The sequence below is a fragment of the Escherichia ruysiae genome (assembly GCF_031323975.1).
In the GTDB taxonomy this organism is placed as follows: Bacteria; Pseudomonadota; Gammaproteobacteria; order Enterobacterales; family Enterobacteriaceae; genus Escherichia; species Escherichia ruysiae.
The window spans coordinates 2,915,246-2,936,212 of record NZ_JAVIWS010000001.1 but is presented as its reverse complement, the minus strand read 5'-3'; the positions used below and the strand labels follow the sequence as shown (position 1 = coordinate 2,936,212).

General features: G+C 54.7%; 22 protein-coding genes. 14 read left to right on the top strand and 8 right to left on the bottom strand.

Translation table 11 applies throughout. The features are described 5' to 3' along the window. Positions 1-48 precede the first annotated feature (48 nt). Together rsmD and RGV86_RS14140 are read left to right on the top strand one after the other, a co-directional pair. Positions 49-645 (top strand): 16S rRNA (guanine(966)-N(2))-methyltransferase, encoded by a 597-nt coding sequence (gene rsmD / locus RGV86_RS14145; protein WP_309508490.1) that lies wholly within the window; start codon positions 49-51, stop codon positions 643-645. Next, entirely contained in the window at positions 635-904 is a 270-nt protein-coding gene (locus RGV86_RS14140) for a DUF1145 family protein (protein WP_309508491.1), read from the top strand. The genes rsmD and RGV86_RS14140 overlap by 11 nt, the downstream gene beginning before the upstream one ends. A gap of 2 nt (positions 905-906) precedes the next feature. On the opposite strand, the gene RGV86_RS14135 is transcribed toward RGV86_RS14140, so the two are convergent. Then, positions 907-1,266 carry a DUF2500 domain-containing protein gene (locus RGV86_RS14135; protein ID WP_000042879.1) on the bottom strand — a complete coding sequence of 120 codons (360 nt, stop codon included), beginning with the start codon at positions 1,264-1,266 and terminating at the stop codon, positions 907-909. A gap of 141 nt (positions 1,267-1,407) precedes the next feature. Between RGV86_RS14135 and RGV86_RS14130 the strand changes: the two genes are divergently transcribed. Both RGV86_RS14130 and zntA read left to right on the top strand, forming a co-directional pair. Further along, complete coding sequence (locus RGV86_RS14130; RefSeq protein WP_085461353.1) at positions 1,408-2,034, top strand: lysoplasmalogenase; 627 nt, start codon at positions 1,408-1,410, stop codon at positions 2,032-2,034. Between the two features lie 72 nt (positions 2,035-2,106). Then, positions 2,107-4,305: a Zn(II)/Cd(II)/Pb(II) translocating P-type ATPase ZntA gene (zntA, locus tag RGV86_RS14125; RefSeq protein WP_085461354.1), complete on the top strand. Its 2,199-nt coding sequence runs from the start codon at positions 2,107-2,109 to the stop codon at positions 4,303-4,305. A gap of 105 nt (positions 4,306-4,410) precedes the next feature. Here zntA and tusA read toward each other — a convergent pair whose 3' ends face one another. Then, positions 4,411-4,656, bottom strand: a complete 246-nt coding sequence (tusA, locus tag RGV86_RS14120) for a sulfurtransferase TusA (protein ID WP_000130621.1) — start codon at positions 4,654-4,656, stop codon at positions 4,411-4,413. 220 nt (positions 4,657-4,876) lie between these two features. On the opposite strand from tusA, the gene RGV86_RS14115 reads away from it, so the two are divergent. Both RGV86_RS14115 and dcrB read left to right on the top strand, forming a co-directional pair. Then, positions 4,877-5,542, top strand: coding sequence for a 7-cyano-7-deazaguanine/7-aminomethyl-7-deazaguanine transporter (locus RGV86_RS14115; protein WP_085461355.1), 666 nt, complete (start codon positions 4,877-4,879; stop codon positions 5,540-5,542). A 73-nt stretch (positions 5,543-5,615) separates the two neighbouring features. Beyond that, a complete protein-coding gene (gene dcrB, locus RGV86_RS14110; RefSeq protein WP_001245287.1) occupies positions 5,616-6,173 on the top strand; it encodes a phage sensitivity protein DcrB in 558 nt (185 codons plus the stop codon). 3 nt (positions 6,174-6,176) lie between these two features. On the opposite strand, the gene RGV86_RS14105 is transcribed toward dcrB, so the two are convergent. Continuing rightward, a complete protein-coding gene (locus RGV86_RS14105) occupies positions 6,177-7,427 on the bottom strand; it encodes an MFS transporter (RefSeq protein ID WP_123058185.1) in 1,251 nt (416 codons plus the stop codon). A 98-nt stretch (positions 7,428-7,525) separates the two neighbouring features. Here RGV86_RS14105 and RGV86_RS14100 point away from each other — a divergent pair, with 98 nt between their 5' ends. The 8 genes from RGV86_RS14100 to nikR all read left to right on the top strand — a co-directional run bounded on the left by RGV86_RS14100 (position 7,526) and on the right by nikR (position 15,167). After that, the gene (locus RGV86_RS14100; protein ID WP_010348517.1) at positions 7,526-8,575 is read left to right on the top strand and encodes an AI-2E family transporter; all 1,050 of its coding nucleotides are present in this window, start codon (positions 7,526-7,528) and stop codon (positions 8,573-8,575) included. Positions 8,576-8,629: 54 nt separating this feature from the next. Next, positions 8,630-9,217 carry a 4'-phosphopantetheinyl transferase AcpT gene (gene acpT / locus RGV86_RS14095; protein ID WP_000285798.1) on the top strand — a complete coding sequence of 196 codons (588 nt, stop codon included), beginning with the start codon at positions 8,630-8,632 and terminating at the stop codon, positions 9,215-9,217. A gap of 627 nt (positions 9,218-9,844) precedes the next feature. Further along, complete coding sequence (nikA, locus tag RGV86_RS14090; RefSeq protein WP_085461356.1) at positions 9,845-11,419, top strand: nickel ABC transporter substrate-binding protein; 1,575 nt, start codon at positions 9,845-9,847, stop codon at positions 11,417-11,419. Beyond that, a complete protein-coding gene (nikB, locus tag RGV86_RS14085) occupies positions 11,419-12,363 on the top strand; it encodes a nickel ABC transporter permease subunit NikB (RefSeq protein ID WP_085461357.1) in 945 nt (314 codons plus the stop codon). The genes nikA and nikB overlap by 1 nt, the downstream gene beginning before the upstream one ends. Next, entirely contained in the window at positions 12,360-13,193 is an 834-nt protein-coding gene (nikC, locus tag RGV86_RS14080) for a nickel ABC transporter permease subunit NikC (protein WP_001008947.1), read from the top strand. Before nikB ends, nikC begins: the two co-directional genes overlap by 4 nt. Then, a complete protein-coding gene (gene nikD / locus RGV86_RS14075; RefSeq protein WP_032226702.1) occupies positions 13,193-13,957 on the top strand; it encodes a nickel import ATP-binding protein NikD in 765 nt (254 codons plus the stop codon). Before nikC ends, nikD begins: the two co-directional genes overlap by 1 nt. Then, positions 13,954-14,760 carry a nickel import ATP-binding protein NikE gene (gene nikE / locus RGV86_RS14070; protein WP_085461358.1) on the top strand — a complete coding sequence of 269 codons (807 nt, stop codon included), beginning with the start codon at positions 13,954-13,956 and terminating at the stop codon, positions 14,758-14,760. The genes nikD and nikE overlap by 4 nt, the downstream gene beginning before the upstream one ends. Before the next feature lie 5 nt (positions 14,761-14,765). Continuing rightward, a complete protein-coding gene (gene nikR / locus RGV86_RS14065) occupies positions 14,766-15,167 on the top strand; it encodes a nickel-responsive transcriptional regulator NikR (protein WP_001190062.1) in 402 nt (133 codons plus the stop codon). Positions 15,168-15,286: 119 nt separating this feature from the next. On the opposite strand, the gene RGV86_RS14060 is transcribed toward nikR, so the two are convergent. From RGV86_RS14060 to RGV86_RS14040, 5 genes are all read right to left on the bottom strand, one after another. Further along, positions 15,287-15,646, bottom strand: coding sequence for a type II toxin-antitoxin system HicB family antitoxin (locus tag RGV86_RS14060; RefSeq protein ID WP_000593555.1), 360 nt, complete (start codon positions 15,644-15,646; stop codon positions 15,287-15,289). Beyond that, positions 15,643-15,918, bottom strand: coding sequence for a type II toxin-antitoxin system HicA family toxin (locus tag RGV86_RS14055; protein ID WP_001260301.1), 276 nt, complete (start codon positions 15,916-15,918; stop codon positions 15,643-15,645). The genes RGV86_RS14060 and RGV86_RS14055 overlap by 4 nt, the downstream gene beginning before the upstream one ends. 72 nt (positions 15,919-15,990) lie before the next feature. Continuing rightward, a complete protein-coding gene (locus RGV86_RS14050) occupies positions 15,991-17,115 on the bottom strand; it encodes an ABC transporter permease (protein ID WP_024212598.1) in 1,125 nt (374 codons plus the stop codon). Further along, entirely contained in the window at positions 17,115-19,850 is a 2,736-nt protein-coding gene (gene rbbA, locus RGV86_RS14045; protein WP_085461359.1) for a ribosome-associated ATPase/putative transporter RbbA, read from the bottom strand. The genes RGV86_RS14050 and rbbA overlap by 1 nt, the downstream gene beginning before the upstream one ends. Next, on the bottom strand, positions 19,847-20,914 hold the full coding sequence (locus RGV86_RS14040) for an HlyD family secretion protein (RefSeq protein WP_000357899.1): 1,068 nt from the start codon (positions 20,912-20,914) through the stop codon (positions 19,847-19,849). Before RGV86_RS14040 ends, rbbA begins: the two co-directional genes overlap by 4 nt. Positions 20,915-20,967: the final 53 nt, after the last annotated feature.

Genomic DNA, 20,967 nt, shown 5'->3' with positions numbered 1-20,967 from the left:
CATCACCGCCTGCAAGTATGTGTTATCTGGCGGATTGAGCAATTTACCATGAAAAAACCGAATCATTCCGGCAGCGGTCAAATCCGCATTATTGGTGGGCAGTGGCGAGGCCGTAAACTCCCGGTTCCTGATAGCCCAGGTCTACGTCCTACCACCGATCGCGTGCGCGAAACGCTGTTTAACTGGCTGGCGCCGGTCATTGTTGATGCGCAATGCCTGGACTGCTTCGCAGGTAGCGGTGCGCTGGGGCTGGAAGCCTTGTCACGCTACGCTGCGGAAGCTACTCTGGTTGAGATGGATCGCGCGGTATCTCAGCAATTAACCAAGAATCTCGCGACGCTGAAAGCAGGCAATGCGCGAGTCGTGAACACCAATGCGATGTCTTTTCTAATGCAAAAAGGAACGCCGCATAATATTGTGTTTGTTGACCCTCCGTTCCGCCGTGGCTTGTTGGAAGAAACCATTAATTTACTGGAAAACAACGGTTGGCTGGCTGATGAAGCCTGGGTATATGTTGAAAGTGAAGTAGAAAATGGCCTGCCCGCCGTTCCTGCCAACTGGTCGTTATATCGCGAAAAAGTGGCTGGTCAGGTCGCTTATCGGCTGTATCAGCGTGAAACACAAGGAGAAAGTGATGCTGGTTAATATTGGACGTTTGTTAATGCTCTGCGTTTGGGGATTTTTGATCCTCAATCTTTTTCAACCATTCCCACGCCCGCTGAATATTTTCGTTAACGTGGCGCTGATTTTTACCGTGCTGATGCATGGTATGCAACTGGCGCTGTTAAAATCGACCTTGTCGAAAGATGGCCCGCAGATGACCACCGCCGAAAAGGTACGTATTTTCCTTTTCGGCGTGTTTGAACTGCTGGTCTGGCAGAAGAAATTTAAAGTTAAAAAATAATCTTATTTGTCGCCAACAAAGCTGACAAAGCGCGTTCCTTTATAGCTCAGTGTACCTTTATCGCCCACTGTCAGGGCATGGTACTGCTGGGCGTCGAGGCGGAACGTCTGCTCCAGTCCGCCGCTTTGCGGTTTGAAGCTCGCCTCATAGCGCATACTGGTGCCTGCCGGAGTCACTTCCTGCTGGCGCGAACGTCGATCGTTAATCGGTTTTTCCCGCTTGTTACTCACCACCACCAGCTTTTGCTGGAGCGGTGCCATATCATTATCAGCTTTTTCCCGCCGCTGTTGCATAAAACGAAACGATGCGGCGACGATAATTAAGCCAATGATAACAATAAAGAAAAGAGGTGGTTTGCTCATCTTTATCCCTCATCGGAAAATGCGGAAATAAGCATACCCTGCCAGTTATGGTGTTGTCATCCGTCCATCCTCGCCACTAAACTGAATAGCAAGACCGTAGGCATTCCGCTTACGAAAAAATAACGAATTCAAGGAACTAAGATGCTTTGGTCGTTTATCGCTGTCTGTCTTTCCGCATGGCTATCTGTGGATGCATCGTACCGTGGGCCAACCTGGCAACGCTGGGTATTTAAACCGTTAACCCTTCTTCTCCTGCTATTGCTGGCGTGGCAAGCGCCGATGTTCGACGCTATTAGCTATCTTGTGCTGGCGGGGCTGTGTGCCTCACTGCTGGGCGATGCGCTAACGCTATTGCCACGTCAGCGTCTGATGTACGCTATCGGCGCATTTTTCCTCTCACACCTGTTGTACACCATCTATTTCGCCAGCCAGATGACGCTCTCTTTCTTCTGGCCTCTGCCACTGGTACTGCTGGTTCTGGGCGCGCTATTGCTGGTCATTATCTGGACGCGTCTGGAGGAGTTCCGTTGGCCTGTCTGTACTTTTATCGGTATGACGCTGGTGATGGTGTGGCTGGCAGGTGAATTGTGGTTCTTCCGCCCGACGGCTCCGGCACTCTCGGCCTTTATGGGCGCTTCGTTGCTGTTTATCAGTAACTTTGTCTGGCTGGGTAGCCACTATCGCCGCCGCTTCCGTGCGGATAACGCCATTGCTGCGGCTTGCTACTTTGCCGGTCACTTCCTCATCGTCCGCTCGCTGTATCTCTGATAAAACTTGACTCTGGAGTCGACTCCAGAGTGTATCCTTCGGTTAATGAGAAAAACTTAACCGGAGGATGCCATGTCGACTCCCGACAATCACGGCAAAAAAGCCCCTCAATTTGCCGCGTTCAAACCGCTAACCCCGGCACAGAATGCCAACGACTGTTGCTGCGACGGCGCATGTTCCAGCACGCCAACACTCTCTGAAAACGTCTCCGGCACCCGCTATAGCTGGAAAGTCAGCGGCATGGACTGTGCCGCCTGCGCACGCAAAGTGGAAAATGCCGTGCGCCAGCTTGCAGGTGTGAATCAGGTGCAGGTGTTGTTCGCCACCGAAAAACTGGTGGTCGATGCCGACAATGACATCCGTGCGCAAGTTGAATCGGCGGTGCAAAAAGCAGGCTATTCCCTGCGCGATGAACAGGCCGCCGACGAACCGCAAGCATCACGCCTGAAAGAGAATCTGCCGCTGATTATGCTAATCGTGATGATGGCAATCAGCTGGGGTCTGGAACAATTTAATCATCCGTTCGGTCAACTGGCGTTTATCGCGACCACGCTGGTTGGTCTGTACCCGATTGCTCGTCAGGCATTACGGCTGATCAAATCCGGCAGCTACTTCGCCATTGAAACCTTAATGAGCGTAGCCGCCATTGGTGCGCTGTTTATTGGCGCAACGGCAGAAGCTGCGATGGTGTTGCTGCTGTTTTTGATTGGCGAACGACTGGAAGGCTGGGCCGCCAGCCGCGCACGTCAAGGGGTCAGCGCGTTAATGGCGCTGAAGCCAGAAACCGCCACGTGTCTGCGTAACGGTGAGCGGGAAGAGGTGGCGATCAATAGCCTGCGCCCTGGCGATGTGATTGAAGTTGCGGCAGGTGGGCGTTTGCCTGCCGACGGTAAACTGCTCTCACCGTTTGCCAGTTTTGATGAAAGCGCCCTGACCGGCGAATCCATTCCGGTGGAGCGCGCAACGGGCGATAAAGTTCCTGCAGGCGCCACCAGCGTAGACCGTCTGGTGACGCTGGAAGTGCTGTCAGAACCGGGTGCCAGCGCCATTGACCGCATTCTGAAGCTGATCGAAGAGGCTGAAGAACGCCGCGCCCCCATTGAGCGGTTTATCGACCGTTTTAGCCGTATCTACACACCCGCGATTATGGCCGTCGCCCTGCTGGTAACGCTGGTGCCACCACTGCTATTTGCCGCAAGCTGGCAGGAGTGGATTTATAAAGGCCTGACGCTGCTGCTGATTGGTTGCCCGTGTGCGTTAGTTATCTCCACGCCTGCGGCGATTACCTCCGGACTGGCAGCAGCGGCACGTCGTGGAGCGTTAATTAAAGGCGGCGCGGCGCTGGAGCAGTTAGGTCGTGTCACCCAGGTCGCATTTGATAAAACCGGTACGCTGACCGTCGGTAAACCGCGCGTTACCGCGATTCATCCGGCAACGGGCGTTAGCGAATCTGAACTGCTGGCGCTGGCGGCGGCGGTCGAGCAAGGCGCAACGCATCCACTGGCGCAAGCCATCATTCGTGAAGCACAGGTTGCTGCACTCGCCATTCCCGCCGCCCAGTCACAGCGGGCGCTGGTCGGCTCTGGCATTGAAGCGCAGGTCAACGGAGAGCGGGTGCTGATATGCGCTGCCGGGAAACATCCAGCCGAGGCATTTGCCGGTTTGATTAACGAACTGGAAAGCGCCGGGCAAACGGTAGTGCTGGTAGTGCGTAACGATGACGTGCTGGGTGTCATTGCATTGCAGGATACCCTGCGCGCCGATGCCGCCACTGCCATCAGTGAACTGAACTCTCTGGGCGTCAAAGGGGTGATCCTCACCGGCGATAATCCACGCGCAGCGGCAGCCATTGCCGGTGAACTGGGGCTGGAATTTAAAGCCGGATTACTACCGGAAGATAAAGTCAAAGCGGTGACCGAGCTGAACCAACACGCGCCGCTGGCGATGGTCGGTGACGGTATTAACGACGCGCCAGCAATGAAAGCAGCAGCTATTGGGATTGCAATGGGCAGTGGCACAGACGTGGCGCTGGAAACCGCCGACGCAGCATTAACCCATAACCACCTGCGCGGCCTGGTGCAAATGATTGAACTGGCACGCGCCACTCACGCTAATATCCGCCAGAACATCACCATTGCGCTGGGGCTGAAAGGGATCTTCCTTGTCACCACGATTTTAGGAATAACCGGCCTGTGGCTGGCTGTGCTGGCAGATACGGGAGCAACGGTGCTGGTGACGGCGAATGCGTTAAGATTGTTGCGCAGAAAGTAATGGGGACAGCCTGCAAACCGATCGCAAAATTGGACGCGATCGATCCCCTCGCTCCTCTGGGGAGAGGGTGAGGGGAAAAGGCGGCATCGAAGCCAATCTGCCCCATTAACCGCCTTTACGAATCAAATAACGATAAGGCAGTCCATCCGTCTCTTTGGCGACCAGTTCATGTTCCATAAAGGTACAAAACCCAGGAATATCGCGGGTCGTGGCCGGATCATCGGCAATAATCAGCAACGTTTCGCCTGGCTGCATATTGCGCACCGTTTTGCGCACCATCATCACCGGTTCCGGGCAGCGCAGGCCAAGTGCGTCGAGTGTGTGGTCAGGGCTGGAAAAGAGATCGGTCATTTTCTTCTCATCACATAAAAAAACGGCGCTAGTTTACGCCCTGTGAGTCCGTTAGCAAACCAGGTTAACGATTGCGTGAAAATTAACCATTGCATTGTCAAGCCAAAGCAGTATCATGCGGCGGCTCGAAAAAAGGGTAAGCACGTTATTATGTTAAGGTAACAGGCGTGTCGTACGTATTGGGTTCCCTCACCCCAATGGCTAATCAAAAAGGTACAATATGAACGTTTTCTCACAAACTCAACGCTATAAGGCGTTGTTCTGGTTATCGTTATTTCACCTGTTGGTGATCACCTCCAGTAACTATCTGGTACAGCTTCCGGTCTCTATTTTCGGTTTTCATACCACCTGGGGCGCGTTTAGCTTTCCGTTTATTTTTCTTGCTACCGACCTGACTGTGCGTGTTTTTGGCGCGCCGCTGGCTCGTCGCATCATCTTTGCGGTGATGATCCCCGCGTTGCTGATCTCCTACGTCATCTCATCACTGTTTTATATGGGTTCATGGCAGGGATTCGGCGTTCTCGCCCACTTCAACCTGTTTGTCGCCCGTATCGCTACCGCCAGCTTTATGGCCTACGCGCTGGGGCAGATCCTCGACGTGCACGTTTTTAACCGCCTGCGTCAGAGTCGTCACTGGTGGCTGGCTCCGACGGCCTCCACCCTGTTTGGTAACGTCAGCGACACGCTGGCCTTCTTCTTCATTGCCTTCTGGCGTAGCCCGGATGCCTTTATGGCTGAACACTGGATGGAAATCGCGCTGGTCGATTACTGTTTCAAAGTGTTAATCAGTATCGTTTTCTTCCTGCCAATGTATGGCGTATTACTCAATATGCTATTGAAAAGACTGGCAGATAAATCCGAAATCAACGCTTTGCAGGCCAGTTAAAGGTTCGTTATCAGAGTTGTGATAAGATGGATGAATGAGCCGTTATGGCCGTTTATCGATAAGGAAGAAGTCAATGCGCAATCTGGTTAAATATGTCGGAATTGGCCTGCTGGTTATGGGGCTTGCGGCCTGTGATGATAAAGACACTAACGCTACGGCGGAAGGCACTGTCGCGGAAAGTAACGCTGCCGCAAATCCCGTCAACCTGCTTGATGGCAAGCTAAGTTTCTCGCTGCCAGCAGATATGACCGACCAGAGCGGTAAGCTGGGAACGCAAGCCAATAACATGCACGTCTGGTCCGACGCCACCGGGCAGAAAGCAGTCATCGTCATCATGGGCGATGACCCGAAAGAAGATCTGGGTGTGCTGGCGAAGCGTCTGGAAGATCAGCAACGTAGCCGCGATCCGCAACTGCAAGTGGTGACCAACAAATCTATTGAGCTGAAAGGTCACAAAATGCAGCAGTTAGACAGCATTATCTCCGCGAAAGGCCAGACGGCGTACTCTTCCGTCATTCTGGGTAACGTGGGTAATCAATTGCTGACCATGCAAATCACGCTGCCTGCTGACGATCAGCAAAAAGCGCAGACCACCGCAGAAAACATCATTAATACGCTGGTTATTCAGTAAGTTTTAAGATGATGAGACGGTCTCAGGAACGTGTTCCGGAGGCCGTTTTTTTAATCGCCACGTCAGCAATAACGCGATTGCTACCAGCCCCGCCGCCGCCAGATAAATCACCGGCACGCCAGCCCAACTCATCACCAGCCCAGCCAGTGGTCCGGTCACGCCCAGCGATAAATCCATAAACACGGTATAGGTTGCCAACGCCGCCCCCTGATTCTGTTGCGGAACTGCTTTTACCGCCACCACGCCCAGTGCCGGGAACACCAGCGAAAAACCCGCCCCCGCCAGTAAGACGCCGATCTTCGCCATCCACGGTACGGTGGCTACGCCAACCAATAGCAGGCCGATTATCTCAACGCTAAAGCAGATCATCGCCACGTTTAAGCCGCCGATACGATTAATGCCGTTAGGGAATAACAGTCGCGTACCGACAAACGCACAACTAAACAGCGTCAACGCGAAAGCCGCACCGTCCCAGCCCTTAGCATCATAAAACAGTGTGATAAAGGTGGCGATGACGCCAAATCCGGCAGAAGCCAGTGCCAGCGCCATGCCGTACAGCCAGACGCGCCCAAGCACCGCGCGAAACGGCAGTGGCTTGCCTTTGCTGGCTTTCACCGACGGACGCGGGATCGCCAACAAAATAGCCACCAGCGCCACGGCCATAATGATTAATGCCAGCGTCTGCAACCCGCCCCAGTGATAAAACAGCACGCCCAACGGCGCGCCCATCGCCATCGCCCCGTAAGTGACAATGCCGTTCCACGAAATTACCCGCCCGATATGCAGCGAGCCAACCACGCCAACGCCCCACAGTGTCGATCCGGTTCCGGCAAAACTTTGTCCAATTCCGAGGATCACGCGCCCCAGGCAAAGTAATAACAGGCTGATGACGGGCAGGCTGGCGGTTAATCCTGCTGTCAGATACCCCAGCCCGCTCAAAAAGCAGCCGCACAACCCGAAGACGACTATCTTTTTGGGTCCCAGCAAATCGGCGTAACGCCCGGCATGTGGACGACTCAGCAAAGTAGCGAAATATTGCAGGCTGATAACTAAACCCGCCCAGAAGGCACTAAATCCCATCACATCATGGACATAGCCCGGCAATACGGCGAGCGGCAACCCGATGGTGAGGTAGCTGGCGAAGTTAAACATGACAATGGAGACAATGCGCAGGTTAAGACGCAATCCGTTTAGCGCGGGTTCGGCAACGGGTTCGGGCATGAGGATCACCACATTTTTACAACAGTGTTTCATTTTTACCACGGGCTGGCGTGAAAATCAGCAGTAAGAATCAGAATATTGCTGGCGTGACTCCCGCTACACTTAATACAAAAAGTCACAAGGAAGCCCCAATGGAAACCCTTCAACCGGATAAAACAGGAATGCATATTCTGCTCAAGCTGGCCTCGCTGGTAGTGATTCTCGCCGGCATTCACGCAGCGGCAGATATCATTGTGCAACTGCTACTGGCGCTCTTTTTCGCCATTGTCCTCAATCCGCTGGTCACCTGGTTTATTCGTCGTGGAGTACAACGCCCCATTGCCATTACCATTGTGGTGGTGGTGATGCTGATAGCACTTACTGCGCTGGTCGGCGTACTGGCGGCATCGTTTAACGAATTTATCTCTATGCTGCCGAAGTTTAATAAGGAACTGACCCGTAAGCTGTTTAAATTACAAGAGATGTTACCGTTTCTTAATCTGCATATGTCGCCCGAACGAATGCTTCAGCGGATGGATTCGGAAAAAGTTGTCGCCTTCACCACTGCGCTGATGACCGGGCTTTCCGGCGCAATGGCGAGCGTGCTTCTGCTGGTGATGACCGTAGTTTTCATGCTGTTTGAAGTGCGCCACGTGCCTTACAAAATGCGTTTTGCGTTGAATAATCCACAGATTCACATCGCCGGACTACACCGCGCCTTAAAAGGTGTTTCGCACTATCTTGCATTGAAGACGCTGCTCAGTTTATGGACAGGCGTCATCGTCTGGCTGGGGTTGGCGCTAATGGGCGTACAGTTTGCGCTGATGTGGGCGGTACTGGCGTTTTTGCTCAACTACGTTCCCAATATTGGCGCGGTGATCTCCGCCGTACCGCCAATGATTCAGGTGTTGCTGTTTAATGGCGTTTACGAATGTATTCTGGTCGGTGCACTGTTTTTAGTTGTCCATATGGTCATCGGCAATATTTTAGAGCCACGGATGATGGGGCATCGACTGGGAATGTCCACTCTGGTGGTATTTCTTTCTTTGTTGGTCTGGGGATGGTTACTCGGTCCGGTGGGTATGTTGCTTTCGGTGCCATTAACCAGCGTCTGTAAAATCTGGATGGAAACCACCAAAGGCGGCAGCAAACTGGCGATTTTACTGGGACCGGGACGACCGAAAAGTCGGTTACCGGGATGAGGCGACAAGTGATACGATACGCACTTTCCTTTTCCATTAAACGTTGGCTCTGATATGTATCGGATAGTTCTGGGGAAAGTTTCGACCTTAAGCGCAGTTCCACTGCCACCGGCTTTACGCGATCAAGCACCGCAAGGTCCACGACGCGAACGCTGGCTGGCGGGACGTGCATTGCTTTCACACGTGCTTTCTCCGCTACCGGACATCATCTACGGTGAACAGGGCAAACCCGCATTCGCGCCGGAAACCCCGCTATGGTTCAACTTAAGTCATAGCGGTGACGATATCGCCCTGCTGTTGAGCGATGAAGGCGAAGTTGGCTGCGATATCGAAGTGATTCGCCCGCGCGCCAACTGGCACTGGCTGGCAAACACGGTGTTTAGCCTCGGGGAACATGCCGAAATGGACGCCGTGCATCCTGATCAGCAACTGGAAATGTTCTGGCGCATCTGGACACGCAAAGAAGCCATCGTTAAACAGCGTGGCGGCAGCGCCTGGCAAATCGTCAGCGTAGACAGCACCTATCAGTCCTCGCTGTCTGTCAGCCATTGTCAGCTTGAAAATTTAAGTCTGGCGATCTGCACCCCTACCCCCTTTACGCTCACCACCGACGCGGTGCAATGGGTCGATTCGCTTAACTGATCCGCCCACCCGACTGCCCATCTATTGATCCAGAACAGGTTATCAGTATGACGAATACTTAAAATCGTCATACTTGAAATCGATGACTCAACATGAGCGGGCGCAGTTTTCCCCGTTTTTAGGGAAGGTAGTGGGATTATCACCGTATTTTACCCTCACCCCAACCCTCTCCCTGAAAGGGAGAGGGGGCACACCGTGCAATGAGTGGCGATTGCAGTTGCAGCCACAAAAGCGCACGGACCATCCCCTCGCCCCTTTGGGTAGAGGAGGCACACCGTGCAATGAGTGGCGATTGCAGTTGCAGCCACAAAAGCGTACGGCTCGTCCCCTCGCCCCTTCGGGTAGAGGGGGCACACCGTGCAATGAGTGGCGATTGCAGTTGCAGTCACAAAAGCGCACGGACCATCCCCTCGCCCCTCTGGGGAGAGGGGGCACACCGTGCAATAAGTGGCGATTGCAGTTGCAGCCACAAAAGCGCACGGACCATCCCCTCGCCCCTCTGGGGAGAGGGTTAGGGTGAGGGGAACAGGCCGCACCCAGGCCGCATATGCAGAGTCACTACCAGATTTCAACATAGCGAATCGTCGCCATACTTATTTCGCCAACTATTTATCCATTGGGGCTACTATGTTCTCCACACTCCACCGCACTCTATTTGCGCTGCTGGCTTGTGCGTCTTTTATCGTCCATGCTGCCGCGCCAGATGAAATCACCACCGCCTGGCCGGTGAATGTCGGGCCACTAAACCCGCACCTTTACACGCCTAACCAGATGTTCGCCCAGAGCATGGTTTATGAACCGCTGGTGAAATACCAGGCAGATGGTTCGGTGATGCCGTGGCTGGCAAAAAGCTGGATCCATTCGGAAGATGGTAAAACCTGGACCTTCACCCTGCGTGATGACGTGAAATTCTCCAACGGTGAACCGTTCGATGCCGAGGCGGCGGCAGAAAACTTCCGCGCAGTGCTCGATAACCGCCAACGTCACGCCTGGCTGGAGCTGGCAAACCAGATTGTTGATGTTAAAGCACTCAGTAAAACGGAGCTGCAAATCACCCTGAAAAGCGCCTACTATCCTTTCCTGCAAGAACTGGCTCTGCCCCGCCCTTTCCGCTTTATCGCCCCCTCGCAGTTTAAAAACCATGAAACCATGAACGGGATTAAAGCGCCAATTGGCACCGGGCCGTGGGTTTTGCAGGAATCGAAACTGAATCAGTACGATGTCTTCGTCCGTAACGAAAACTACTGGGGCGAAAAGCCGGCGATTAAAAAGATCACCTTTAACGTGATCCCGGACCCGACTACCCGCGCGGTGGCGTTTGAAACTGGCGATATCGACCTGCTGTACGGAAACGAAGGGTTATTACCGCTCGATACCTTCGCCCGCTTTAGCCAGAACCCGGCTTACCACACCCAACTGTCACAGCCGATCGAAACCGTGATGCTGGCGCTCAATACCGCCAAAGCCCCCACCAACGAGCTGGCAGTACGTGAAGCTCTTAATTACGCGGTAAACAAAAAATCGCTGATTGATAACGCGTTATATGGCACCCAGCAGGTCGCCGACACCCTGTTTGCCCCTTCTGTGCCCTACGCTAATCTCGGCCTGAAGCCACGCCAGTACGATCCGCAAAAAGCGAAAGCGTTGCTGGAAAAAGCCGGTTGGACGCTGCCTGCGGGCAAAGACATCCGCGAGAAAAATGGTCAGCCGCTGCGCATTGAACTTTCGTTCATCGGCACCGATGCGTTAAGCAAATCGATGGCGGAAATCATTCAGGCTGATATGCGCCAGATTGGCGCAGATGTCTCGCTGATTGGCGAAGAAGAGAGCAGTATCTATGCTCGTCAGCGTGACGGTCGTTTTGGCATGATTTTCCACCGCACCTGGGGCGCGCCATACGATCCACACGCCTTCCTGAGTTCAATGCGCGTACCGTCGCACGCTGACTTCCAGGCACAGCAAGGATTAGCCGACAAGCCGCTGATTGATAAAGAGATCGGCGAAGTGCTGGCGACCCATGACGAAACGCAACGTCAGGCGCTGTATCGCGACATTCTGACCCGTCTGCATGACGAGGCGGTTTATCTGCCTATCAGTTACATCTCAATGATGGTGGTATCAAAACCGGATCTGGGTAACATCCCCTACGCGCCGATCGCCACCGAAATTCCGTTCGAACAGATTAAACCGGTGAAACCTTAATGTTGCGTTACGTATTACGCCGCTTTCTGCTGCTGATCCCGATGGTGCTCGCCGCCTCGGTGATCATTTTTCTGATGCTGCGCCTCGGTACCGGCGACCCGGCGCTCGACTATTTGCGTCTGTCTAACCTGCCGCCGACGCCGGAGATGCTGGCCTCTACCCGCACCATGCTGGGACTGGATCAGCCGCTGTACGTCCAGTACGGCACCTGGTTGTGGAAGGCGCTGCATCTTGACTTTGGTATCTCATTCGCCAGCCAACGCCCGGTGCTCGACGATATGCTGAACTTCCTGCCCGCCACGCTGGAACTTGCAGGTGCCGCGCTGGTGTTAATTCTGCTCACTTCCGTGCCGCTCGGTATCTGGGCGGCGCGCCATCGCGACCGCCTGCCGGATTTCGCCGTGCGTTTCATCGCGTTTCTTGGCGTCTCAATGCCTAACTTCTGGCTGGCGTTTTTACTGGTGATGGCGTTTTCGGTGTATCTGCAATGGCTACCCGCGATGGGCTACGGCGGCTGGCAGCACATCATTTTGCCGGCGGTTTCCATCGCCTTTATGTCGCTGGCGATTAACGCGCGACTGCTGCGCGCCAGTATGCTCGACGTCGCCGGTCAGCGTCACGTGACCTGGGCACGGCTGCGCGGGCTTAACGCTAAACAGACCGAACGCCATCACATCCTGCGCAATGCCTCGTTGCCGATGATCACCGCCGTGGGGATGCACATCGGCGAACTGATCGGCGGGACGATGATTATCGAAAACATCTTTGCCTGGCCGGGGGTCGGACGCTATGCGGTGTCGGCGATTTTTAACCGTGACTATCCGGTGATTCAATGCTTTACGCTGATGATGGTGGTGGTTTTTGTGGTCTGTAATTTGATTGTTGATTTACTCAACGCCGCGCTGGACCCGCGTATTCGTCGTCATGAAGGAGCACACGCGTGAACTTTTTCCTCTCTTCCCGCTGGTCGGTACGCCTGGCGCTGATCATTATCGCCCTGCTGGCGCTGATTGCGCTCACCAGCCAGTGGTGGCTGCCGTATGACCCACTGGCGATTGATCTGCCGTCGCGCCTGCTCTCGCCGGATGCGCAGCACTGGCTGGGCACCGATCACTTAGGGCGTGATATTTTCTCGCGGCTGATGGCGGCGACCCGCGTGTCGCTCGGTTCGGTAATGGCCTGCCTGCTGCTGGTGCTGACATTAGGGCTGGTTATTGGCGGCAGCGCCGGACTGATTGGCGGACGCGTTGATCAGGCCACCATGCGCGTCGCCGATATGTTTATGACCTTCCCGACCTCGATTCTGTCGTTCTTTATGGTTGGCGTGCTCGGCACCGGGCTGACCAACGTAATTATCGCCATCGCCCTGTCGCACTGGGCGTGGTATGCACGCATGGTGCGCAGCCTGGTGATTTCACTGCGCCAGCGCGAGTTTGTGCTGGCATCACGGCTTTCTGGCGCGGGCCATGTGCGGGTGTTTGTTGATCATCTGGCAGGTGCGGTGATCCCCTCGCTGCTGGTGCTGGCGACGCTGGATATCGGCCATATGATGCTTCACGTCGCGGGGATGTCCTTCCTCGGCCTTGGCGTGACCGCGCCGACCGCCGAATGGGGCGTGATGATTAACGACGCGCGTCAGTATATCTGGACTCAGCCGCTGCAAATGTTCTGGCCGGGGCTGGCGCTGTTTATCAGCGTGATGGCCTTTAACCTGGTGGGTGACGCACTGCGCGATCATCTGGACCCTCATCTGGTGACGGAGCACGCACACTAATGCCGCAACAGATTGAACTACGTAATATCGCGCTACAGGCCGCGCAGCCGCTGGTGCACGGCGTATCGTTAACCCTTAAACGCGGGCGTGTGCTGGCGTTAGTCGGCGGTAGCGGCAGCGGGAAATCACTGACCTGCGCCGCGACGCTGGGCATTCTGCCCGCTGGCGTTCGCCAGACGGCGGGGGAAATTTTAGCCGATGGCAAACCGGTTTCGCCTTGCGCGCTACGCGGTATCAAAATTGCCACCATCATGCAGAACCCGCGCAGCGCCTTTAATCCGCTGCACACCATGCACACCCACGCGCGGGAAACCTGCCTGGCACTGGGGAAACCCGCCGATGACGCCACGCTTATCGCTGCCATAGAAGCGGTGGGGCTGGAAAACGCCGCGCGCGTGCTGAAGCTGTACCCGTTCGAGATGAGCGGCGGTATGTTGCAGCGCATGATGATTGCGATGGCGGTGCTGTGCGAATCGCCGTTTATCATCGCCGATGAACCAACCACCGACCTTGATGTAGTAGCGCAAGCGCGCATCCTCGATCTACTGGAAAGCATTATGCAAAAACAAGCGCCGGGGATGCTGCTGGTCACCCATGATATGGGCGTAGTAGCGCGTCTGGCGGACGATGTGGCGGTAATGTCTCACGGCAAGATTGTTGAACAGGGCGATGTAGAAACGCTGTTTAACGCCCCCAAACATACGGTGACGCGCAGCCTGGTTTCCGCTCATCTCGCCCTCTACGGTATGGAGCTGGCATCATGACTTTACTTCACGTCTCCAACCTTTCACATCACTATGCGCACGGTGGATTCAGCGGTAAGCACCAGCATCAGGCGGTACTCAATAACGTTTCTCTGACCCTGAAAAGCGGTGAAACCGTCGCCCTGCTGGGACGCAGTGGCTGCGGAAAGAGTACCCTCGCGCGGCTGCTGGTAGGCTTAGAGTCGCCCTCACAAGGGAATATTAGCTGGCGTGGCGAACCGCTGGCGAAACTCAATCGCGCGCAACGTAAAGCGTTCCGCCGTGATATTCAGATGGTGTTTCAGGACTCCATCAGCGCCGTTAACCCACGCAAAACCGTGCGCGAGATCCTGCGAGAACCGATGCGCCACCTGCTATCGCTGAAAAAAGCCGAACAACTGGCGCGCGCCAGTGAAATGCTGAAGGTGGTAGATCTCGATGACAGCGTGCTCGACAAACGCCCACCGCAATTAAGCGGCGGTCAGCTCCAGCGCGTCTGCCTGGCGCGCGCGCTGGCGGTCGAACCGAAACTGCTGATTCTGGATGAAGCCGTTTCTAACCTTGATCTCGTGTTACAAGCGGGCGTCATTCGTCTACTGAAAAAGCTACAACAACAGTTTGGCACCGCCTGCCTGTTCATCACCCACGACTTACGCTTGGTGGAACGTTTCTGTCAGCGGGTGATGGTGATGGACAACGGACAAATCGTCGAAACCCAGGTGGTGGGAGAGAAATTAACTTTTTCCTCTGACGCCGGACGTGTGCTACAAAACGCGGTATTACCCGCATTCCCCGTGCGCCGTCGCGCCACTGAAAAGGTTTAACGCAAATGCAACGAGTCACCATCACGCTTGATGACGATTTACTGGAGACGCTGGACAGCCTGAGCCAGCGTCGTGGCTATAACAACCGTTCCGAAGCTATCCGCGATATTCTGCGCAGCGCCCTGGCGCAGGAGGCCACCCAGCAGCACGGCACACAAGGTTTCGCAGTGCTGTCGTATGTGTATGAGCACGAAAAACGTGACTTAGCCAGCCGTATTGTTTCCACCCAGCATCACCACCACGATCTCTCGGTCGCCACGCTGCATGTCCACATTAATCACGACGACTGTCTGGAAATCGCCGTGCTGAAAGGTGACATGGGTGACGTGCAACATTTTGCCGATGACGTTATCGCCCAGCGCGGCGTGCGACACGGGCATTTACAGTGCCTGCCGAAGGAAGATTGAGTTATTTCTGAAACGCGGAAAGAAAAGATATTAACTGAACTTAATTTATAAAATTAAGTTCAGTTGCATAGATAGATCCTGTAAAGGCAGATGTTCTGCGTAATGAACGCCGCTAAAATTTATAAATGATTCAAACGCTCATTCAGCGTTTCAATAATATAGGTATTAACAGAGACTTGTTGCTGCGCAGCCGCATTATTAAGGCGTTCACTCAGCGATTCTGGATAGCGTAACGTAAAGGTCTTAATCTTTTCTGTACGCGCATAAGGCTCAATACCCGCAGCTTTACAATCCTCAAGATACTCTCGCAGGGAAAGCTCCCCCTCTTTTTGCAGCCCCTGAATGCTGTCAGAGACAAAATCACAATAACCTGACAAGCCCAGGAATTTGCCACGAAATGCATTCAGTTCTGGCACATAGGTAATTACAGCAGGTTGCCCGGCAATCTCCATAGAATTTGGCGTCTTCAGTTTGATCATGGTTTTACCCCTATACTTAGTAACCAGTCACGCACGCTTTCTACAGCGCCTTTATCGGTATCTGGCGACGGATGAGGCCGATGGAAACACGCAACGCTCATATTTAGTATGAACTTACAACGCGAGCCTCTTCCTTCCTTAATTTCTCCGCCTAATGCTTTAACCAGTGACTCTATATCAGACCACTTAATCCCTTGAGGAACAGGAGATTTAAATATTTGATCCAATGTATTTTTTTGTTTCTTCCGTAAAGCCTGTACCTGTGTTCTCATGGCATGTCCTTATGACTTCACTTTATGACATCAATAGTATGACATCACAATATGAAGTCAAGTTTCCCTTCCTTACGCCATTGTCCCAATCGTCTTTCTGAATCGCAGCAGCGCGATGGTGAAAAACGCGCCGCCAATTGCCATCAGCGTCAGGAACTGCGGCCAGACGATTTCAAATCCGGCACCACGATAGAGAATGGCCTGCGCGAGGCTGACAAAGTGTGTCGTCGGCATGGTCAGCATAATGTCCTGCACCATCTGCGGCATACTTTCGCGCGGCGTGGAACCACCGGAAAGCATTTGCAGCGGCAGCAGCACCAGAATCACCAGCAGCCCCAGTTGCGGCATTGAGCGCGCTATCGTCCCCATGAAAATGCCGATTGACGTGGTGGCAAACAGACTGAGCGCCACGCCAAGCATAAACAGCGGGATCGAGCCTTCTATCGGTACGCCCAGCACGCCTTTTACCATCAGCACCAGCGATAATCCCGATACCACCAGCACCACCAGCCCCATCGACCAGACCTTCGCCATCATGATCTCAAACGGCGTTATCGGCATCACCAGTAAATGTTCCACCGTGCCGTGTTCACGCTCGCGGATCAGCGCCGATCCGGTCAAAACAATCGCCAGCATGGTAATGTTGTTGATGATCGCCATCACCCCGCCAAACCACGCGGGATCGAGGTTCGGGTTAAAGCGCATCCGGGTTTCCAGCGATACCAACGGTTCGCTGTTATCACGGTAGCGCGCGACAAAGCTGTTCACTTCACCGTTGATAATATTCTGGATATACCCGTTGCCAGTGAATGCCTGGCTCATGCGCGTGGCATCGACGTTCACCTGAATATCCGGCTGGCGTCCGGCGAGGACATCACGCTGAAAATTAGGCGGAATATTTACCGCAAAGGTATAGCGCCCGGCGTCCAGTCCGGCATCCATCTCATCGGCAGTGATCATCTCCGGCGGCAAAAACCACGGGCGGTAGAAGCTGTTAACGATCCGGTTCGACAACTGCGATTGATCCATATCGGCAATGGCGATCGGCGCCAGGTTCAACGATCCTGGCGTAACGGTTGCCGACGAGTACACCGACACCGTAAACGAGAAGATAATCAGCGTCAGCATTGCTTTATCACCAAGCAGGCTGCGCAACTCTTTGATACCCAGATTAAAAATATTGCGTAAATGGCGCATCATCCCTCCTGTTTTTTCAGCAGCAGGATGCTTAAACCCATCACCAGCGGTATGGCTATCAGCAGCGGGATAAAAAGTTGCCACAAGTCCGTCAGATCCAGCGCCTTCGAAAACGTCCCGCGCGCGATAGTCAGAAAATGACTGGTAGGGTAAACCTCGCCGATCCAACGCCCCGGCCCTTCCAGCGATGCCACCGGATCGATCATCCCGGAAAACTGCGTCGCCGGAATCAACGTGATAATCGCCGTACCGAAAATGGCGGCAATCTGGCTCTTCATAAAAGTGGAGATCAGCAGCCCCATTCCGGTGGCAATGATGATATACAGCAACGCCGCCAGGGTGAGCGTCAGGAAGCTGCCTTTATGCGGCACGCCAAACACAAACACCGACAAGGCGCAGAGCAGGAAAAAGTTCAGCATCCCCAGCGCGATGTACGGTAGCTGTTTGCCGAGCAAAAATTCGCTACGCGTGGTGGGGGTCACGTAAAGGTTGATAATCGACCCCAACTCTTTTTCCCGCACCACGCTAAGGGCGCTTAGCATTGACGGGATCATCATCAGCAGAAGCGGGATCACCGCCGGAACAATCGCTGGCAGGCTTTTTACGTCCGGGTTATAGCGATAGCGCGTCTCAATATTCATCAGTCCGCTTTGGCTGGCGGGCGTCGATTGCCGGCTCGCCACATCCTGTAACCAACTCTGGTGCATTGCCTGCACGTAACCTTTTACCGTTTCGGCGCGGCTGGGCATCGCACCGTCGATCCAGACGCCGAGTTCCACAGGCGTACCACGCGCGATATCGCGCCCGAAATTGGGCGGGATCTCAATTGCCACCGTGATATCGCCCGCACGCATCCGGCGATCCAGCTCGTCATAACTGGTGAGCGGTGGTTGTTCGATAAAGTAACGGGAACCGGAGAGATTGAGCGTCCACGCCTGGCTACTGACAGTCTGGTCGCGATCGAGCACCGCAAAGCGCAGGTTTTCAACATCCATACTGATGCCGTAACCCATTATCAGCATCAGGATCACTGTTCCCATCAGCGCCAGCGTCGAACGGACCGGATCGCGGCGCAGTTCCAGTGCTTCGCGGCGGCTGTAGCTAAACAGACGGCGCAGGCTAAATCCCTGACGCGGGGCGTGGGTGGTGTCGTGTATCACGGGCGGCGCTTCGGCTTCGTTGCTCTGCCCTGCCGCTTCCTGCAAATAGGCGATAAATGCCTCTTCCAGACTGGCAGCTCCGCGTTTCTCAACCAGTTCCTGCGGTGTACCGCTGGCGAGCACTTTTCCGGCGTGCATCAGCGAGATACGGTCGCAGCGTTCCGCTTCGTTCATAAAGTGGGTGGAGATGAAAATGGTCACTTTGTCCTGGCGCGAGAGATCGACCATCAACTGCCAGAACATATCCCTCGCCACCGGATCGACACCAGAAGTAGGCTCATCGAGGATTAACATCTCCGGGCGATGAATCACCGCCACCGCCAGCGAAAGCCGTTGGCGAATGCCGAGCGGCAATGACTCCGGCAGCACATCTTCAACGTCATTGAGCTTAAAACGCTCGCTCATTTCAGCAACTCGCGCAGGAATTTCCGCTTCCGGGATGTGAAACAAACGAGCATGTAACTCCAGGTTTTGCCGCACGGTGAGTTCGTTATAGAGCGAAAACGCCTGCGACATATAGCCCACCCGACGGCGAGTATCGATATCTTTTGGATCAACCGGTTGCCCAAACAGCCACGCCTCACCTTCGCTGGCGGGCAGCAGCCCAGTAAGCATTTTCATGGTGGTGGATTTACCGCAGCCGTTCGAACCGAGGAAGCCAAAAATCTCCCCGCGTGGAATGCGGAAATTGACGTGATCAACGGCAACGAAGGAACCAAAACGCATGGTCAGATCGCGCGCTTCGATGGCAATCTCTGCGTTTTCAGGTTGATACGGTGGGATCACTACCGCCTGATGCGCCTGGCGTTGCGCTTGCGGTAACAGATTAATAAATGCTTCTTCCAGCGTGGCGCTTTGCGTTTGCTGACGCAGTTCTTCGGCGCTACCGGTCGCCAGCACTTCTCCGGCATTCATCGCCACCAGCCAGTCGAAGCGTTCGGCCTCTTCCATATAGGCAGTGGCGACCAGCACGCTCATATTGCTCTGCCGCTGGCGAATACTGTCGATGAGATCCCAGAACTGAGCGCGAGAGAGCGGGTCAACCCCCGTCGTTGGCTCATCAAGAATCAACAATTCCGGGTCGTGGATTAACGCACAGCATAGTCCAAGTTTTTGCTTCATCCCGCCGGAGAGCTTTCCCGCTGGACGATCGCGAAACGGTGCTAACCCGGTGCTGGTCAGCAGCTCATTAATTCGGACTTCCCGCTCCGCTTTGTCGTGACCGAACAGGCGGGCGAAAAAATCGACGTTTTCATATACCGACAAGGTGTGGTAGAGGTTTTTGCCCAGCCCCTGCGGCATCCAGGCGATACGCGGGCAGACGTCGCGGCGATGCTTCGGGTCGCGCATATCGCCGCCCAGCACGATCACGTTGCCCTGCTCAATGACGCGGGCACCGGAAATCAGCGATAACAAACTCGACTTCCCGACGCCGTCCGGGCCAATCAGCCCGACCATGCAGCGTGCCGGAATATCGAGAGTGATATTGTTCAGCGCAACGGTTTTTCCATAATGCTGGCTCACGCCCGCCAGTTGCGCGACAGGCGGAACGGGAACCAGTTCCAGATGCGTCATTGCGGCAACCTCACCACCAGGTCTTCAGGCCACGGACGTTCTTCGTTCACCCGCACCCACGCCACGCCCGGCAAACCGGTTTTGACATATTCCAGATGTTGCTGGAGTAATTCCGGTGGGATACGCGCTTTGACGCGGAACATCAGTTTCAGCCGTTCATCGCTGGTTTCGACGGTTTTTGGCGTGAACTGGGCGACGCTGGCGACAAAACTGATGGTCGCAGGAATACGCAAATCTGGCGCGGCATCGAGGATCAGCCGTGCTTCGCCGCCTAGTTTCAGTGTGCCCGCCTGTTCGGTTGGCAGGAAGAAGGTCATATAAACGTCGCTCAGATCGACCATATTCAGCACCCGACCGCCTGCCGCCAGCACTTCGCCTGGCTCAGCAACCCGATACTGCACACGCCCATCGCGCGGGGCTTTTAGTTCACTGTCATCGATATCTGCGGCAATGCGCCGTTCAGTGGCTTGCGCAGCTTCTACACGCGTTTGTGCCTGAATGATATTGGTACGAGCCGCTTCTATAGCGGCTTTAGAAGCCGAAACCTGGGCTTTTGCCGATTCCAGCGCAGCACGGGCGCTTTCGGCGGCGGCGCGGTCGTCATCCAGTTGTTGCGCAGAAATAGCTCCACGATGGGCGAGCGAGCGGGAACGCGTATGACGTTTGGCAACGGAGTCCAGTTCGGCCTGGCGTTGATTAACCAGTGACTGTGCGGCACGAGTTTCACTTTGCCGCTGTTCCAGCAAAGCCTGCGCGGCGGCAACAGCACTTTGCGCCTCTTTGATTTGCGCGATGGCTTCCAGTCGCTGCTCCTGCAACACGCGAGTGTCCATCTTCGCCAGCACTTCACCTTCACGGACAAACTGCCCCTCTTTCACCAGAATGGTGTCGATACGCCCGGCAATTTTACTGGCGATATCCACTTCCGTCGCTTCAATGCGACCATTACTGACGGCAAAACCCTCCGGTACACCTGCCGGACGCAATAACCACCACGCCAGGACGGCAGCAACCGCCAGTAACCCTACAACCCACCACGCCAGATGGCGCTTAATCTTATCCATAATCGACCCGCCATAATCCCTGTAAGTAAACGACGCGTGTTACAGCAGCCGCC